This window comes from Marichromatium gracile (assembly GCF_004343155.1).
GTDB lineage: Bacteria > Pseudomonadota > Gammaproteobacteria > Chromatiales > Chromatiaceae > Marichromatium > Marichromatium gracile.
The window spans coordinates 1-16,341 of the sequence record NZ_SMDC01000018.1 but is presented as its reverse complement, the minus strand read 5'-3'; the positions used below and the strand labels follow the sequence as shown (position 1 = coordinate 16,341).

Here is a 16,341-nt window from a genome sequence, read left to right as displayed (position 1 = left end):
CTCCTGCGGGTTGCCATCGTCGGGACCGGCTCGACCAGCCCCGGGTCCCGCGCCGCGCCCGCCGCCCCCCGACGGCGAGGCGGTGCGGTCTTCGTCCTGGCTCAGAACTCGACGGCGAGCTTGGCCAGGATGGTGTTGCCGGACTCGCCGGTGCCGCCCTCGGCACGATCGTAGTCGGTGTCGTGCGACCATTCCAGCGACACGGCGGTGTTGTCGAGCACGCCGACCGAGACGCCGACCAGCCAGCGCTCCTCGGGCAGCTCCAGCGCGACGGCCTCGGTGGTGCCCTGATAGGCCGCGGCGGCGACCACCTCCTTGCCCATCACCTCGAAGGTATAGCCGGCCTCGATGTTCCAGGCGCTGGGCTTGGCACCCTCGCCCTCGAAGCTCAGGCTGTCGACCTCGAACTCCTCGGTGGCGGCGAGGTACTCACCGATCAGGTTGAAGGGACCGAAGGTGGCCGAGGCATTGGCGGTCCAGCCGCCGGTACGCTCACTGGCATCCACCAGCCCGGCGCGATTGTCGGCGATGGTGTCCTGCAGGGTGTCGGAGTCGCCGAGGTCGCTGATGTAGCCGAGGCCGAGGCTCCAGGCGCGGTCATCGAAGGACTGGGCGAAGCCGAGGTTGGCGCCCCAGCTGCCGATCTCGTTCTCGCCATCGATCTTGCGGTCGCCGTTGAAGGCGTAGACGCTGCCGTTGAAGTCGCCGTGGACGAAGCCGACCTGGAGCGCGGTCTCGCGCGCCTCGCCGATCTCCAGGGTCAGCGGATCGGAGACCAGGTTGGTCTCGTAGGCGCCGAAGGGCACGTAGAACTGACCGGCGGTGAGAAACAGCGGGCTGTGCTCGAGGTTGGCAATGGTGATATAGGCGTTGTCGACCTCGAGATCGGTGTCATCCTCCTCGTAGAGCAGCGAGGCATTGGCCTCGACCCAGTCGTTGACCTGTGCCGAGATGCCGAGCTCGAAGGTCGCCAGCACGATGTCGCTCTCGTCGCTGCCGACATAGGGGCTGGTGTGGTTGGCCTCGACCTCGATCAGGCCGGCGATCTCGATGCGCTGGAACCAGCCGGTCCCCCAGTTCTGTTCCGTGCGTCGCTCCTCGAGTGCGGTCTCGAGTTTCTTGACCCGCTCGGGTGTACCCTCAAGGGCGGCCTGCTGCTCGGCGATCAGTTTCGCCTGGGCCTGATTCTGCTGCTCCAGGCGCGCGACCCGCTGCTCGAGCGTATCGGCATAGGCCGGGACCTGACCGGCGATCGCGAGTGCGACCGCGGCCGAGAGTGTACGAACTGACATCTTGTTATTTCCCCTGAGAAACAATCACGAACGGAAAGGCGCAAAGCAAAGCATGATCGGCGTTCGATGCGCGGAGAATGCACAAACGCAAATCGTTTTCGTTTATACATTGGCAAGATGGCGATTGTCAAAGACCCGCCCCGGTGTTGCGGGGCGGTCTCGATCGTACGGTGGGGTTGGAGCAGTCGCGGCGTGGGGGCGCCGCGACGGAGAGGGGTCAGGCCGACTCGCGGGCCAGTGCGGCATCCAGCTGGTCGATCGATGGAGCCGATTCGGTGCGCTGACGGTAGGCGACCAGATCCTCGATGGTCAGCACCGGCATCTGGTGACGCAGTGCGAAGTCGACGATCTCCGGCAGTCGTGCCATGGTGCCGTCGGGGTTGGTCAGCTCGCAGAGCACGCCGGCGGGGGTGAAGCCGGCCAGACGCATCAGGTCGACGGTGCCCTCGGTGTGACCGCGTCTCGCCAGCACGCCGCCGGGTCGGGCGCGCAGCGGGAACACATGACCGGGACGCGCGAGGTCCTCGGGGCGGGCGTTCGGGGCGATCGCGGTACGGATGGTGGTGACGCGATCGGCCGCCGACACGCCGGTGGTCACGCCCTCGCGGGCCTCGATGGTGACGGTGAAGGCGGTGCCGTTACGACTGGTGTTGTCCTCGACCATCATCGGCAGCTCGAGCTGGCGCAGCCGCGCCTCCTCGAGACAGAGACAGACGATGCCGCTGCACTCGCGGATGAGCAGCGCCATCTGTGCCGGCTCGATGGTCTCGGCCGGGAAGATGAGGTCGCCCTCGTTCTCGCGGTCTTCGTCGTCGACGAGCAGGACGCCGGAGCCTGCGCGCAGGGCGGCGATGGCGTTGGCGACACGCGTTTCGGGATCACCGAAACGGTTGAGTAGGGGAAAGGCTTGAATCTGATTCATGGCTCGCTGAAACGACGTTCGAGTGATCTGAATCAGGGCAGTGAAGGGGAGCGGGCACAGCGCGGTCGCGCCCCCGCGAGGGGACGGACCGGGTCGCGACCCTATCCTCTGTCATCCGGACTCTAACCGTCGGCCCCGGAGTCTCACCGGGTCTGCTGACCCTGCCGTGTCACGGCAGGCGCTCGCGGGCTGTCCGCTGTTGCGGAGTCACCGCCGGTCGGGAATTTCACCCTGCCCCGAGAATAGGTGCGCCTTGAGTCTGATCGAGCCGGGGCCGCATGGCGCGGGCCCCGGCGGCGACGGTACTGGCCGAGACGGCCGGAGACGTCGCTTCCCAAGGTGCTGAGTGCGGAATCCTTAGGATCCCGCGCGCGATCGTTCACTCAATGGTTGCATGGCTGGCGGCGATCGATGGCCGGAGGCCCTCGCCGCAACGCTGAACGGGGACCTTGCCCCGTCGGTCCATCGTGATAGCCGACCCTGATGGGCCGTCTGGACGATGCCTCCCTGCATCGTTGCGGTGCCGGAGCAGACCGGCACCCGGGGAACGGATGGATCCTATTCCCCTGAATACTATGGGGGCTATGCCGCGCTTTGGCAATCGGGCCGTGCGCCGCTTCAGCCCAGACTCGGTTCGGCCGCTGCCGGCGCCGTGTGCCGGGCGCGCCAGCGGGCAAACAGACTCGCCCACTTGTCGATCAGGTTCTTGAGCGCGATCAGCAGCCCCAGACCGATGAAGGCACCGGGCGGCAGGATGGCGATCAGCGCGCCCTGGAAGTCGTCGCCGAGGGTCATGGTGAGCCCGCGCGCCGCCTCGCCGAGCAACAGGTGGGCCTGGTAGAAGAGGGTGCCTTGACCGGCAAGCTCGCGCAGCGCGCCGAGCGCCATCAGCACCAGGGTGAAGCCCACTCCCATCGCCAGACCGTCGACCAGGGCGCGGTCGACGCGGTTTTTCGAGGCGAAGGCCTCGGCGCGGCCGATGATCGCGCAGTTGGTGACGATCAGCGGGATGAACAACCCGAGCACCAGATAGAGCTCGTAGAAGTGCGCCTGGATGGTCAGCTCGACGGCGGTGACGAAGGAGGCGATCACCAGCACGAACACCGGCAGTCGTACCTCGGGGCGCACCAGATTGCGGATCAGCGAGATGGTGACGTTGGAGAGCACCAGTACCGCGGTGGTCGCCAGCCCCATGCCGAGACCATTGGTCGCGCTGGTGGTGGTCGCCAGCAACGGGCACAGCCCGAGCAGGGCGACCAACGCCTGGTTGTTGTGCCACAGGCCCTCGGTGACGAGCGGCAGATAGCCCTGGTCCTTCGCCATCAGGAGGCCTCCTGGTCGGTTGCGGTGACGGATCGGTTCGCGGTCTGGGGCTGGGAGGATGCCTCCTGATAGAGACGTGCGCCCTGCTGATCGACATAGATCAGGGTGTTCTTGACCGCCTTGACGATGGCGCGCGGGGTGATGGTGGCGCCGGTGAACTGGTCGAAGTCGCCGCCATCGCGTTTCACCCCCCAGCGCTCGATCGGCGGGTCGCCGAGCGAGGTGCCGGCAAAGCCGTAGACCCAGTCGGACTTGGCCTCCTCGATCTTGTCGCCGAGCCCGGGGGTCTCGTGGTGCGAGAGCACCCGTACACCGCCGACGGTGCCGTCGGTGAGCACCGAGACCAGCAGGCGGATGGGGCCGGCATAGCCGTCGGGGACCACCGGTTCGAGGATCACCGCGACCGGCTCGTCACCTTGGCGCACCCGGTAGACGCGGGTGGTGTCGGCGCCGAGCAGTTCGCGGGCGCTGACCTCGATGGTGTCGGTGAGCGGGTCGTTGTCGGCGCGACCGGCGGGGAGGATGGCCGCGAGCTTGCGCTCCATGGCCTGGCGCTGGTTCTCGGCAATGCGATCGTCCATGACCGCCTGGGTGATCACCACCAGGGCGACACCACTGACCGCGAAGGCGCTGAGTACGAAGGCGGCGAGCAGGATAGGTCTGATCTTCATCGGGCGCGTTCTCTACCGTGTCCGAAGACGCGTGGCTGGGTGTAGTAGTCGATGGTGGGGGCGGCGATGTTCATCAACAGCACCGCGAAGGCGACCGCATCGGGGTAGCCGCCCCAGGTGCGGATCACGAACACCGTGGCGCCGATGCAGGCGCCATAGATCAGCTGGCCGCGGCGGGTGGTGGTGGCGGTGACCGGGTCGGTGGCGATGAAGAAGGCGCCGAGGATGGCCGCGCCGCTGAACAGATGGAAGGCCGGGAAGGGGTGGGTCTGCGGATCGATCAGCCAGAACAGGGTGGCCAGCGAGAGCAGCCCGGCGAGCATCGACACCGGGATGTGCCAGGTGATGGTGCGACGCCACAGCAGATAGGCACCGCCAAGCAGAAAGGCGGCGTTGACCCACTCCCAGCCACGACCGCCGAACACGCCCCAGAGCGCGCTCTGGTCACGGATCTCGGCGATGGTCAGCTGCTCGTCGAGCTGGGTGCGCATCTCGTCGAGCGGGGTCGCGGCGGTCACCGCGTCCCAGTCGACCCCGGCGGGCAGCACCTGATGGAGGATCATCGCCAGCGAGTCGCCGAACGACAGGTCGATCCCCGAGAGCAGTTCGGGGGCGAGCCAGCTGGTCATCGCCACCGGGTAGGAGACCAGCAGGAAGACATAGGCGGCCATGGCCGGGTTGAAGGGGTTGTAGCCGAGCCCGCCGTAGAGCTGCTTGACCAGCACGATGGCGAACAACATCCCCAGCAGCGTCATCCACCAGGGCAGGGTCGGCGGCACCGAGATGGCGAACAGCACCGCGGTGACCACCGCGCTGAGATCGCCCAGCGCCGGCAGCACCGGACGACGGCGCAGCAGCAGCACCAGCGCCTCGGCGATCACCGCGAAACCGACCGCGAGGGTGACGTTGACGAGCACGCCCCAGCCGAAGAACCAGGTCATCGCCAGCACCCCGGGCACCAGCGCGAGCAGCACCTGGAGCATGACGCGATCGACCCGGTTGACCCGAGGGACGTGGGGGGAGGAGATCAGTGTGCTAGTCATGCGGATTCACGAAGCTCGAAAGGGGTTGCGGGATCGGTGGGGCGCCGTCGGCGGCGCTCAGGCGCCGTCGGTCGGTTCGCTGGCGCCTTGCTGCTTGGCTGCGGCGCGGGCGCGCGCCGCGGCGATCGCCGCCTGCTTGGCCTCGCTGCTGGTGCCGCTCTCGGCCTTGGCCTTGGCGGCGAGCGCCTCCTTCTTCTGACGCATCCGCGCCTGACGTTCGCGCTCCTGGCGCTCGAGACGAGCCTGCTTGGCCTCGTGGCGCTGGCGTGCCTCCTCGGCCTTGCGCTTTTCCTGCTCGCGCGCCCACACCTCGGTCTTGGCATAGCGGTAGTACTGCACCAGCGGGATGTGGCTGGGACAGACCTGGGCGCAGCAGCCGCACTCGATGCAGTCGAACAGGTTGTAGTCCTGGGCGTGGTCGAAGTCCTTGGCGCGGGCGAACCAGTAGAGCTGCTGGGGCAGCAGGTTGGCCGGGCAGGCGTCGGCGCAGCGCCCGCAGCGGATGCAGGCCAGCGCCGGGCCGGGATCCGGGGCCTCGGCGGCGGTGAGCGCGAGCAGACAGTTGACCGGCTTGGTCACCGGAACCCCTTGCTCTCCCAGCTCGAAGCCCATCATCGGGCCGCCACAGACGAGCTTGCGCGGCTGTTCGCGATAACCGTCGCAGCAGGCGATGAGGTCGGTCGCCGGGGTGCCGATGCGCGCCTCGAGATTGCGCGGCGCGGTGATCGCGCGCCCGGTGACGGTGACCACGCGCGAGATCAGCGGGCGTCCGTCGAGCACCGCCTCGGCCACCGCGTGCGCGGTGCCGACGTTCTGGCAGACGATGCCGATCTGCGCCGGGATGCCGTGGCTCGGCACCTCCTTACCGGTGAGGATGCGGATGAGCTGCTTCTCGCCGCCGCTCGGGTAGAGCGTGGGGATGGCCACCACCTCGGCGCTGGCACGCAGGTCGCTCTCGCCGAGGGCGAAGCGCATCGCCGCGATCGCCTCGGGCTTGTTGTCCTCGATGCCGATCAGCACCTCGGGGCCGCCGAGCAGGTGGCGCATGATCCGCACCCCCTCGAGGATGCGGCTGGCGCGCTCGCGCATCAGGCGATCATCGCAGGTGATGTAGGGCTCGCACTCGGCGCCGTTGATCACCAGGGTGTCGATGCGCCGGTCCGGACCGGGGTTGAGCTTGACCCCGGTGGGGAAGGAGGCCCCGCCCATGCCCACCACGCCGGCCCAGCGGATGCGCTCGCGCACCTCGGCCGGATCGAGCTGGGCATAGTGGGTCATGGGTTCGGGCAATTCGGCCCAGGCATCCTCGCCATCGGTCTCGATCACCGCGCAGAGCGCCGAGAGTCCCGAGGGGTGCGGCACCGGTCGCTCCTCGATGGCGATCACGGTGCCCGAACTCGAGGCGTGCACCGGGGCGCTGACATAGCCATCGGCGGCGGCGATGCACTGGCCCTTGAGGACGCGATCGCCGACTGCGACGAGCACCCGCGCCGAGGCGCCGATGTGCTGCTGCAGCGGGATCACCAGCTGCTTCGGGACGGGCGCGACGGCGATCTCGCTGGCGTTCGACAACGCCTTCTCGTCGGCGATGTGGATGCCGCCGTGGAAGGTCCACAGACGACGCTCGCTGGAGGGTACGGGGTTGGCTGCCATGTCGGCTCCTCGTGGATCAGGCGGCCGCGCGCCGGGAGTCGTCCTGTTGCTGCGGATAGGGCCAGCGCCAGGAGCGGATATCGGTGGCCACCGGCACCATGCTGATGCAGTCGACCGGGCAGGGCGCGAGGCACAGCTCGCAGCCGGTGCAGGCCTCGTCGAGCACGGCATGGAGCTGCTTGGCCGCGCCGACGATGGCGTCGACCGGGCAGGCCTGCAGGCACTTGGTGCAGCCGATGCAGTTCTGCGGGTCGATGTGGGCGACCGCCGGCAGCTTCTCCTCGGCGTCGAGCGCCACCGGGTCGCGACCGAGCAGATCGGCCAGCGCCTGTACGGTGGCCTCGCCGCCCGGGGTGCACTTGTTGATGTCGTCCTCGCCGCGGGCGACGGCCTCGGCATAGGGACGGCAACCGGGGTGGCCGCACTGGCCGCACTGGGTCTGCGGCAGCAGGGCGTCGATCTGGTCGGCGATCGGGTCGCCCTCGATGTGGAAGCGGATCGCCGAGTAGCCGAGCAGCAGCCCGAACACGGCGGAGAGTGCGGCGAAGGCGAGGATGGCGGTCAGCATGGCTCTCGGGCGTTCAAATCAGTTCGCGACCAGGCCGGCGAAGCCCATGAAGGCGAGCGACATCAGGCCGGCGGTGACCAGGGCGATGGCGCTGCCCTGGAAGGGTTCGGGGACGTCGGCGACGGCCACCCGCTCGCGGATCGCCGCGAACAGGGTCAGCACCAGCGAGAAGCCGAGCGCGGCGCCGAAGCCGTAGAGGGTGGCCTCGACCAGGGTGTGATCGGCCTGCAGGTTGAGCAGCGCGACGCCGAGCACGGCGCAGTTGGTGGTGATCAACGGCAGGAAGATCCCGAGCACCTGATAGAGCACCGGGCTGGTCTTGTGCATCACCGTCTCGGTGAACTGCACCACCACGGCGATCACCAGGATGAAGGCGATGGTGCGCAGATACTCGATGCCGAGCGGCACCAGCAGATACTCGTTGACCAGCCAGGAGCTGATCGAGGAGAGGGTCAGCACGAAGGTGGTGGCCAGACCCATGCCGGCGGCCGTCTCGAGCTTCTTCGACACCCCCATGAAGGGGCACAGGCCAAGGAACTTGACCAGAACGAAGTTGTTGACCAGGACCGTCCCGACCAGGATGAGCGCGTATTCAGTCATGCCGTCTTCGTATCGGAATTGAGACTCGGGGTCGATGACGCGCTCGCGCGCGAGAGGCACCGACGAGGCGGGCGAAATTCTCTAAGAATACGCGCCCGCATGAACCGCGACAACCGCCGTGGCCGAGTGCACGGCCCCGGCCGGGATGCGGGGTGCTGCATCCAGTCTGAACCCCTCGGGTTCGGGCTGTCACCGCGTGGATTGTGGGGATTGGCGCGGGTGGACTCCACCGCATTCGTCAACCGGTGGCGCCCGCAGGTTCCCGATCACACCGGGGCGCGGTCCCGGCCCGCGATCACTTCACCCGCATCCCCGGCTCGGCGCCGCTGTCTGGCGAGAGGATGAAGAGGTCGCTGCCGCCGGGGCCGGCGGCGAGCACCATGCCCTCGGAGACGCCGAAGCGCATCTTGCGCGGGGCGAGGTTGGCGACCATCACCGTCAGCCGGCCCTCGAGATCGGCCGGGTCGTAGGCGGCGCGGATGCCGGCGAAGACGTTGCGGGTCTCGCCACCGAGATCGAGGGTCAGGCGCAGCAGCTTCTTCGCGCCCTCGACCTGCTCGGCCGCGGCGATGCGGGCGATGCGCAGGTCGAGTTTGGCGAAGGTCTCGAAGTCGATGGTCTCGGCGATCGGATCGGCCTCGAGGTGCGGGTTGGCCGGCGCCGGTTGCTGTTGCGCGGTGGCCGCCAGATCCTCCTTCGATGCCTCGATCATGGCCTCGACCTGGGCCGGCTCGATGCGCTGCATCAACGGCTTGAAGCGGGCGATCTCATGGCCGAGCAGGGGGGTTGCGAGCACCGACCAGGTCAGCGGCTCGACCTGGAGGAAGGCCTCGGCGTCGGCGGCGGTGCCGGGCAGGATCGGGCGCAGATAGCCGATCAGCAGCCGGAACAGGTTGATCCCCATCGAGCAGATGCCGTGCAGCTCCTGCTCGCGCCCGTCCTGCTTGGCGACCACCCAGGGCGCCTGCTCGTCGATGTACTGGTTGGCGCGATCGGCCAGGGCCATGATCTCGCGCACCGCGCGGGCGTATTCGCGCCCCTCGTAGGCGGCGGCGATGCGCTCGCCGGCGGCGGCGAACTCGGCAAACAGCTCGGGCGCGGCCAGGGTGTCGGCGAGCCTGCCGTCGAAGCGCTTGGTGATGAAACCGGCGCAACGGCTGGCGATGTTGACCACCTTGCCGACCAGATCGGCGTTGACCCGCGCGGTGAAGTCCTCGAGGTTGAGGTCGATGTCGTCGACCCCGGCGCCGAGCTTGGCGGCGAAGTAGTAGCGCAGATACTCGGGGTCGAGATGGTCGAGATAGGTGCGCGCCTTGATGAAGGTGCCGCGCGACTTCGACATCTTCTGTCCGTCGACGGTGAGGAAGCCGTGGGCGAACACCGCGTCGGGGGTGCGGAACCCGGCGCCGTGGAGCATCGCCGGCCAGAACAGGGCGTGGAAGTAGACGATGTCCTTGCCGATGAAGTGATAGAGCTCGGCCTCGGAGTCGCTGCCCCAGAAGCGTTCGAAGTCGAGCCCGGGCTGGCTGGCGCCGAGCCGGTCGCAGAGGTTCCGGAAGCTGGCCATGTAGCCGATCGGGGCGTCGAGCCAGACGTAGAAGAACTTGCCCGGATGATCGGGGATCTCGAAGCCGAAGTAGGGGGCGTCGCGCGAGATGTCCCAGGACTGCAGCCCGGCCTCGAACCACTCGTCGAGCTTGTTGGCCACCTGGGTCTGCAGCCCGCCGCCACGGGTCCAGCCCTTGAGCATCTCCTCGAAGTCGCCGAGCTTGAAGAAGTAGTGATCGGACTCGCGCTGCTCGGGCACCGCGCCAGAGACGGCCGAGCGCGGGTTCTTCAGCTCGTTGGGCGAGTAGCTCGCGCCGCAGGCCTCGCAGTTGTCGCCGTACTGGTCGGCGGCGCCGCACTTGGGACACTCGCCCTTGATGAAGCGATCGGGCAGGAACATCTGCTCGACCGGGTCATAGGCCTGGGTGATGGTGCGCCGCTCGATATGGCCGGCGTCGCGGTTGCGGGCGTAGATCAGCCCGGCGTAGTGCCGGTTCTCCTCGGAGTGGGTCGAGTGATAGTTGTCGAAGCCGACGCGGAAGGCGGCGAAGTCGGCCTGGTGCTCGGCGCTGATGCGCGCGATCAGCGCCTCGGGCTCGATCCCCTCCTGGCGTGCGCGCAGCATGATCGGGGTGCCGTGGGCGTCGTCGGCGCAGACGTACCAGCAATTGTGCCCGCGCATCTTCTGAAAGCGCGCCCAGATGTCGGTCTGGATGTACTCCACCAGATGCCCGAGATGGATCGGGCCGTTGGCATAGGGGAGGGCGCTGGTGATCAGGATGTCGCGGGTCGTGCTCATGAATGGGCTCGGATGATTCGGGAACGGGGGGTGAATGCCCGCTATTATTCCACGACTGGCGCGATAGCGGCCATGGTGGCGTCGGCGGTCAGCTTCCAGCGACCAGCCGCCAGTCACCAGTCACCAGCTGTCAGCCGCCGGCCGTCAGCCGCCGGCGCCAAGTTTTCCCACTGGAGGCTGAGAGCTGGGGGCTGGAAGCTTGCAATCAGCCGTCAGTCGTCAGTCGTCAGTCGTCAGTCGTCAGCCGTCAGCCGTCAGTCGTCAGCCGTCAGCCGTCAGCCGTCAGCCGCCAGTCACCAGTCACCAGCTGTCAGCCGCCGGCGCCAAGTTTTCCCACTGGAGGCTGAGAGCTGGGGGCTGGAAGCTTGCAATCAGCCGTCAGCCATCAGCCACCAGTCGTCAGCCATCGGCGCCAAGCTTCCCCACTGGAGGCTGAGCGCTGAGCGCTGGGCGCTGGCAGCTCGCAATCAGCCACCAGCCGCCGCCCGCCGATGCCAAGCTTCCCCACTGGAGGCTGGAGGCTGGAGGCTGGAGGCTGGCAGCTGATGGATCCCCTTGCCCCGCCGCGCGGCTTTGCGCTTGAATTAGCGCTTTCTGATACCAACACTGGCGTCAAGCCCGCGCGGCGTCGTCGCCGACGGATCCTCCGCGCGCCCGCCCCGCATCCTCCGGCGCGCGGACCTGTCCTCACACGGAGTACCGCATGTCCGAACCCACCAGAGAAGCCATCGAGAACGCCATCAAGTCCTACCAGGAGCCGCACCTGGGCCAAGATCTGGTGACCGCCCAAGCCGTGCGTGACATCACCATCGACGGGGGGCGGGTCGGCATCGCCATCTCGCTCGGTTTCCCCGCCGACGGGGTGCGCGCGCAGATCGCCGAGGCGGTGCGCGAGCGCGTCGCCGCGTTGCCCGGGGTCGAGCAGGCCGAGGTCGAGGTCGTCACCGAGATCAAGGCGCACGCGGTGCAGAAGTCGCTCAAGCCGATCGACAACGTCAAGAACATCATCGCCGTGGCCTCGGGCAAGGGCGGTGTCGGCAAGTCGACCACCGCGGTCAACCTGGCGCTGGCGCTCGCCGCCGAGGGCGCCAAGGTCGGGCTGCTCGATGCCGACATCTACGGTCCCTCGCAGCCGCGCATGCTCGGCATCACCGGTCAGCCCGAGTCGCGCGACGGCAACACCCTGGAGCCGATGCAGCGCTATGGTCTGCAGGCGATGTCGATCGGTTTTCTGATCGACGAGGAGACGCCGATGATCTGGCGTGGCCCGATGGTCACCCAGGCCCTCGAGCAGCTGCTCAAGGACACCAACTGGTCGGCGCTCGACTATCTGGTGATCGACCTGCCGCCGGGCACCGGCGACACCCAGCTGACCCTGGCGCAGAAGGTGCCGGTCTCGGGCGCGCTGATCGTCACCACGCCGCAGGACATCGCCCTCCTTGATGCGCGCAAGGGGCTGAAGATGTTCCAGAAGGTCGAGGTGCCGGTGCTCGGTATCGTCGAGAACATGAGCATGCATATCTGCTCCAAGTGCGGTCATGAGGAGCACATCTTCGGCGAGGGCGGCGGGCAGGCGATGTCCGAGCAGTACGGCGTCGACCTGCTCGGTGCGCTGCCGCTCGACATCGCCATCCGCGAGCAGGCCGATGGCGGCAAGCCGACAGTGGTCGCTGCCCCCGAGTCGCGCTCGGCCGAGATCTATCGCGAGATCGCCCGCAAGACCGCCGCCAAGCTCTCGCTGCAGGCAAAGGACTATGCGGCCAAGTTCCCGCGCATCGTGATCGAGAACAACTGAGGCTCGAGGGTCGCCAGCGGTCAGCGACCAGCTGCCAGTCGGAACGGTTGAACCGCAAAGATACAAGAGCGCGAAGAAGGGAAGAGCCTCCAGCGATCAGCCTCCAGCCGCCAGTGGCTGCCTGTCTTCGAGTGTTGGCCGGAAGCGCACGCCAACCGATAGCCGGCAGTGAATGGGGGACGCTATCGTCGAGGTCAGTCCCTCCACTGGCAGCTGGCCGCTGATGGCTGGCAGCTTGAACCCCTTTGCGTGCTTTGCGGCTTTGCGGTTCGAAGCAGCCTCCAGTGATCAGCCTCCAGCCGCCAGTGGCTGCCTGTCTTCGAGTGTTGGTCGGAAACGCACGCCAACCGGTCGCTGACAGCGAATGGAGAGTGGCGCTATCGTTGAGGCCAGTTCATCCACTGGCGGCTGGCCGCTGATGGCTGGCAGCTTGAACCCCTTTGCGTGCTTTGCGGTTCGAAGCAGCCTCCAGCGATCAGCCTCCAGCCGCCAGTGGCTGCCTGTCTTCGAGTGTTGGCCGGAAGCGCACGCCAACCGATAGCCGGCAGTGAATGGGGGACGCTATCGTCGAGGTCAGTCCCTCCACTGGCAGCTGGCCGCTGGCCATTCGCTTGCTTTGTGTTCTTCGCGTCTTCGCGGTTCTATCCATGCTTCCTTGACGTGCGCTAACAGGTTAAAGTAACCGGTTTTTTCACGTACGAGGATGCCGCGATGGCCATCAAATCAGATCGCTGGATTCGGCGCATGGCCGTCGAGCACGGGATGATCGATCCCTTCGAGCCCGGGCAGGTGCGCGAGGGCGAGGGGGGGCGCATGATCTCCTACGGGACCTCGAGCTACGGCTATGACGTCCGTTGCGCCGACGAGTTCAAGATCTTCACCAACATCAACTCGGCGGTGGTCGATCCCAAGGCGTTCGACTCCAACAGCTTCGTCGACCTCAAGTCCGATGTCTGCATCATCCCGCCGAACTCCTTTGCGTTGGCGCGGACGGTGGAATACTTCAAGATCCCCCGCAACGTGCTCACCATCTGTCTGGGCAAGAGCACCTATGCGCGCTGTGGGATCATCGTCAACGTCACCCCGCTCGAACCCGAGTGGGAGGGCCATGTGACGCTCGAGTTCTCCAACACCACGCCGCTGCCGGCGAAGATCTATGCCAACGAGGGTGTGGCGCAGATCCTCTTCCTGGAGTCCGACGAGGTCTGCGAGACCTCCTACAGGGACCGTGGCGGCAAGTATCAGGGCCAACGCGGGGTGACCCTGCCCAAGTCCTGACCGACATGGGCGGGTGGTGTGCCCCGCAGGGAGGAACCCGCCCATGACCTTCGACCGATCGACCAAGCTGTTCGTCGTCCTCGGCGGCTTCTTCGTCTGCAATGCGCTGATCGCCGAGCTGCTCGGGGTGAAGATCTTCGCCCTGGAGCCGACCCTGGGGATCGCGCCGCTCGACTGGGAGCTGTTCGGCCAGAGCGGCTCGCTCAACTTCACCGCCGGGGTGCTGCTGTGGCCGGTGGTGTTCGTGATGACCGACATCATCAACGAGTATTTCGGTCGGCGCGGGGTGCGGCTGCTCTCCTATCTCACCGTCGCGCTGATCCTCTACACCTTCGTCTTCGCCTATCTGGCGATCCTGCTCGCCCCGGCCGAGTGGTGGGTGGGCATCCAGTCCGCGCGCGGGGTGCCGGACATGCAGGCGGCCTTTGCGGTGATCTTCGGCCAGGGGATGTGGATCATCGCCGGTTCGGTGATCGCCTTCCTGATCGGTCAGCTGATCGACGTGACGATCTTTCACCGCATCCGTCGCGCCACCGGGCCGCGCTGGGTGTGGGCGCGGGCCACCGGCTCGACCCTGGTCTCGCAGCTCATCGACAGCTTCGTGGTGCTCTACATCGCCTTCGTGCTCGGGCCGCAGCGTTGGTCGCTGGAGCTGTTCCTGGCGGTGGGCACGGTCAACTATCTCTACAAGTTCGTGGTCGCGGTGGCGCTCACCCCGGTGATCTATCTGGTGCGCGCGCTGATCGAGCGCTATCTCGGCGCGGCCCGCGCCGAGACCCTGCGTGCCCGTGCCGCCGGAATCGAGAACTGATGTGCACAATGCACAGACCGGCCCCCGTGCATCGTTCGCCTCGGCTATGGTGACTGGTGAGGCCCGGTTTTCCGGGGCGGGCAGGGCGGCGCGATAGTCGTCCGGATCGAACAGGCCGAGAACGGAGGACGAGATGATCTCAGGTATCAACCAAGGGCTGCAGGGGATCCGTGTCGGCACCGAGGGGGTGCGTCAGAACGCCGCCGAGATCGCCAGCGCGCAGACCCTCAATGGTCAGGGCTCGACCCGCGAGCTGACCGAACCGCTGGTCGAGCAGACGCAGAACCTGCGTCAGGTCGAGGCCTCGAGCAAGGTGGTCGCGGCCGGTGACGAGATGATCGGCAGCCTGATCGACGTGATGGCCTGACCTCAGCCGCCGAACTGCCCCTCGGGCGTCCCACGCCCCGCCATGTCGGACGATTGTTGCCCACGTCCGTCGCAACCGCCCCCGCAGACCTCCGCATAGAACCCCAGCATCCGCTCGGCCAGCGCCGGCGCCGACCACGACTGGGCGTGTGCCTCGGCGCCGCGCGCCAGACGCGTGCGCAACCCGGTGTCGCTGAGGATCCGTGCCGCCTGATCGGCGAAGATCTGCTCGTCCTCCGGGACGATCAGCGCGCCCTTGTCGTCGGCCCCGGCGAGCACCTCCGCCGTTCCCATCACCGCGGTCGAGACCACGGGGACGCCGAGCGCCATCGCCTCGAGCAGCACCAGCCCCTGGGTCTCGGTGCGCGAGGCGAAGACGAAGGCCTCACCGGCGCGATAGCAGTCCTCGAGGCTGCCGTCGCGGTCGAGATAGCCGGTGAACAGGGTGTTCTCGGCCAGCCCCAGCTCGCGTGCCTGGGCCTCGAGTTCGGCGCGCGCCGGACCCTCGCCGACCACCACCAGCAACACCTCGGGGATGCGTGTCTTGATCCGTGCCAGCACGCGCAGCACGAAGTCGATGTTCTTCTCGAAGGCCAGACGGCTGACGTGAACCAGCACCGGACGATCGGCGGCGATGCCGTGACGTGCGCGAAAACGCGCGCCATCGCCGCGACTGAACTGGCCGAGCTCGATCCCGGTGGGGATCACCCGCGCCGGGGTGTGCACGCCATAGCGCTCGAGCACCTCGAGCATCGCCCGCGAGGGTACGGCGATGGCGTCGACGTCGTTGCACTGGGCGGCGGAGAAGCGACGCGCGGCCCAGCGCATCCATGCCGAGGGCAGCCAGGGCACGTAGTGGTGCAGATACTGCTCGAAGAAGGTGTGATAGCTCTCGATCACCGGCACGCCGAGCCGTCGCGCCAGCCCGAGCCCGAGATAGTGGGCGAGGAAGGGGGTCTGGATGTGCACCAGGTCGAACCCGGCCGCGGCCAGGTGGTCGTGATGACGCCGCAGCTTGCGTGGGCGCAGGATCCGATCCTCGGGGTCGATCGGCAGATAGCGCGAAGGGATGCGCAGGATCTCGAAGGGCTCGTCGTCGTCCCCTGGTTGTGCGTATTCGGGGGCGATCAGGGTGACCGCGTGCCCCTGATCGACGAATTCGCGCGCAAAGGTCTGGATCGAGGTCGAGACACCGGTGACGCGGGGAAAATAGACATCCGAGATCATCAAGACGCGCATGGCGATTCCGCTGGGCAGCCGACAAACCGCGCAATCATAGCCTCAGGGGATCGCCAGTCGCCAGCCGGATCGAACCGCCAGGGCATGGGCGAGCGATATCAGCCGCCAGTCGCCAGCCGCCAGCCGCCAGTCGCCAGGAAGTTTGAACCGCAAAGCCGCGAAGGGCGCGAAGGGATTCAAGCTGCCAGCGATCAGCGGCCAGCCGCCAGTGGAAGGGCGGCCTCGACGATAGCGCCACGCTCCATTCACTGTCGGCCACCGGTTGGCGTGCGTTTCCGAAGACAGGCGACCACTGGCGACTGGAGGCTGATCGCTGGAGGCTCTTCTCTCCTTCGCGCCCTTTGCGGCTTGTATCTTGCCACCCCGTGGTGGTTAGCTCCCACCGCGCGAGATTGAGGCAGCTCGATTGCGACTGAAGGCCTGGACCTTGCCG

General features: G+C 67.4%; 14 protein-coding genes and 1 riboswitch. Of the genes, 4 read left to right on the top strand and 10 right to left on the bottom strand.

Annotated elements, in window-relative coordinates; translation table 11 throughout:
- Positions 1-101 precede the first annotated feature (101 nt).
- The 9 genes from EDC29_RS16760 to metG form a co-directional block, all read right to left on the bottom strand.
- Complete coding sequence (locus EDC29_RS16760; protein WP_132230674.1) at positions 102-1,292, bottom strand: LbtU family siderophore porin; 1,191 nt, start codon at positions 1,290-1,292, stop codon at positions 102-104.
- A gap of 217 nt (positions 1,293-1,509) precedes the next feature.
- A complete protein-coding gene (gene ribB / locus EDC29_RS16755; RefSeq protein WP_123141648.1) occupies positions 1,510-2,214 on the bottom strand; it encodes a 3,4-dihydroxy-2-butanone-4-phosphate synthase in 705 nt (234 codons plus the stop codon).
- A gap of 99 nt (positions 2,215-2,313) precedes the next feature.
- A riboswitch (FMN riboswitch) is annotated at positions 2,314-2,462 on the bottom strand.
- 370 nt (positions 2,463-2,832) lie between these two features.
- Positions 2,833-3,537 (bottom strand): electron transport complex subunit E, encoded by a 705-nt coding sequence (locus EDC29_RS16750; protein WP_123141647.1) that lies wholly within the window; start codon positions 3,535-3,537, stop codon positions 2,833-2,835.
- Entirely contained in the window at positions 3,537-4,208 is a 672-nt protein-coding gene (rsxG, locus tag EDC29_RS16745) for an electron transport complex subunit RsxG (protein ID WP_123141646.1), read from the bottom strand. Before rsxG ends, EDC29_RS16750 begins: the two co-directional genes overlap by 1 nt.
- The gene (gene rsxD / locus EDC29_RS16740; RefSeq protein ID WP_123141645.1) at positions 4,205-5,251 is read right to left on the bottom strand and encodes an electron transport complex subunit RsxD; all 1,047 of its coding nucleotides are present in this window, start codon (positions 5,249-5,251) and stop codon (positions 4,205-4,207) included. The genes rsxG and rsxD overlap by 4 nt, the downstream gene beginning before the upstream one ends.
- 57 nt (positions 5,252-5,308) lie before the next feature.
- A complete protein-coding gene (rsxC, locus tag EDC29_RS16735) occupies positions 5,309-6,904 on the bottom strand; it encodes an electron transport complex subunit RsxC (protein WP_132230673.1) in 1,596 nt (531 codons plus the stop codon).
- 16 nt (positions 6,905-6,920) lie between these two features.
- Positions 6,921-7,472 (bottom strand): electron transport complex subunit RsxB, encoded by a 552-nt coding sequence (gene rsxB, locus EDC29_RS16730; RefSeq protein ID WP_005224363.1) that lies wholly within the window; start codon positions 7,470-7,472, stop codon positions 6,921-6,923.
- Between the two features lie 18 nt (positions 7,473-7,490).
- Positions 7,491-8,072 carry an electron transport complex subunit RsxA gene (gene rsxA / locus EDC29_RS16725; RefSeq protein ID WP_062274135.1) on the bottom strand — a complete coding sequence of 194 codons (582 nt, stop codon included), beginning with the start codon at positions 8,070-8,072 and terminating at the stop codon, positions 7,491-7,493.
- 295 nt (positions 8,073-8,367) lie between these two features.
- Positions 8,368-10,419: a methionine--tRNA ligase gene (metG, locus tag EDC29_RS16720; RefSeq protein WP_123141643.1), complete on the bottom strand. Its 2,052-nt coding sequence runs from the start codon at positions 10,417-10,419 to the stop codon at positions 8,368-8,370.
- 703 nt (positions 10,420-11,122) lie between these two features.
- Here metG and apbC point away from each other — a divergent pair.
- From apbC to EDC29_RS16695, 4 genes are all read left to right on the top strand, one after another.
- Positions 11,123-12,214, top strand: coding sequence for an iron-sulfur cluster carrier protein ApbC (gene apbC / locus EDC29_RS16710; RefSeq protein ID WP_132230672.1), 1,092 nt, complete (start codon positions 11,123-11,125; stop codon positions 12,212-12,214).
- Positions 12,215-12,925: 711 nt separating this feature from the next.
- Positions 12,926-13,492: a dCTP deaminase gene (gene dcd / locus EDC29_RS16705; RefSeq protein WP_062274142.1), complete on the top strand. Its 567-nt coding sequence runs from the start codon at positions 12,926-12,928 to the stop codon at positions 13,490-13,492.
- Positions 13,493-13,535: 43 nt separating this feature from the next.
- Complete coding sequence (locus tag EDC29_RS16700) at positions 13,536-14,303, top strand: queuosine precursor transporter (protein WP_132230671.1); 768 nt, start codon at positions 13,536-13,538, stop codon at positions 14,301-14,303.
- 133 nt (positions 14,304-14,436) lie between these two features.
- Positions 14,437-14,670 carry a hypothetical protein gene (locus EDC29_RS16695; RefSeq protein WP_062274146.1) on the top strand — a complete coding sequence of 78 codons (234 nt, stop codon included), beginning with the start codon at positions 14,437-14,439 and terminating at the stop codon, positions 14,668-14,670.
- Between the two features lie 2 nt (positions 14,671-14,672).
- Here EDC29_RS16695 and EDC29_RS16690 read toward each other — a convergent pair whose 3' ends face one another.
- The gene (locus EDC29_RS16690) at positions 14,673-15,908 is read right to left on the bottom strand and encodes a glycosyltransferase (RefSeq protein WP_132230670.1); all 1,236 of its coding nucleotides are present in this window, start codon (positions 15,906-15,908) and stop codon (positions 14,673-14,675) included.
- Between the last annotated feature and the right edge of the window lie 433 nt (positions 15,909-16,341).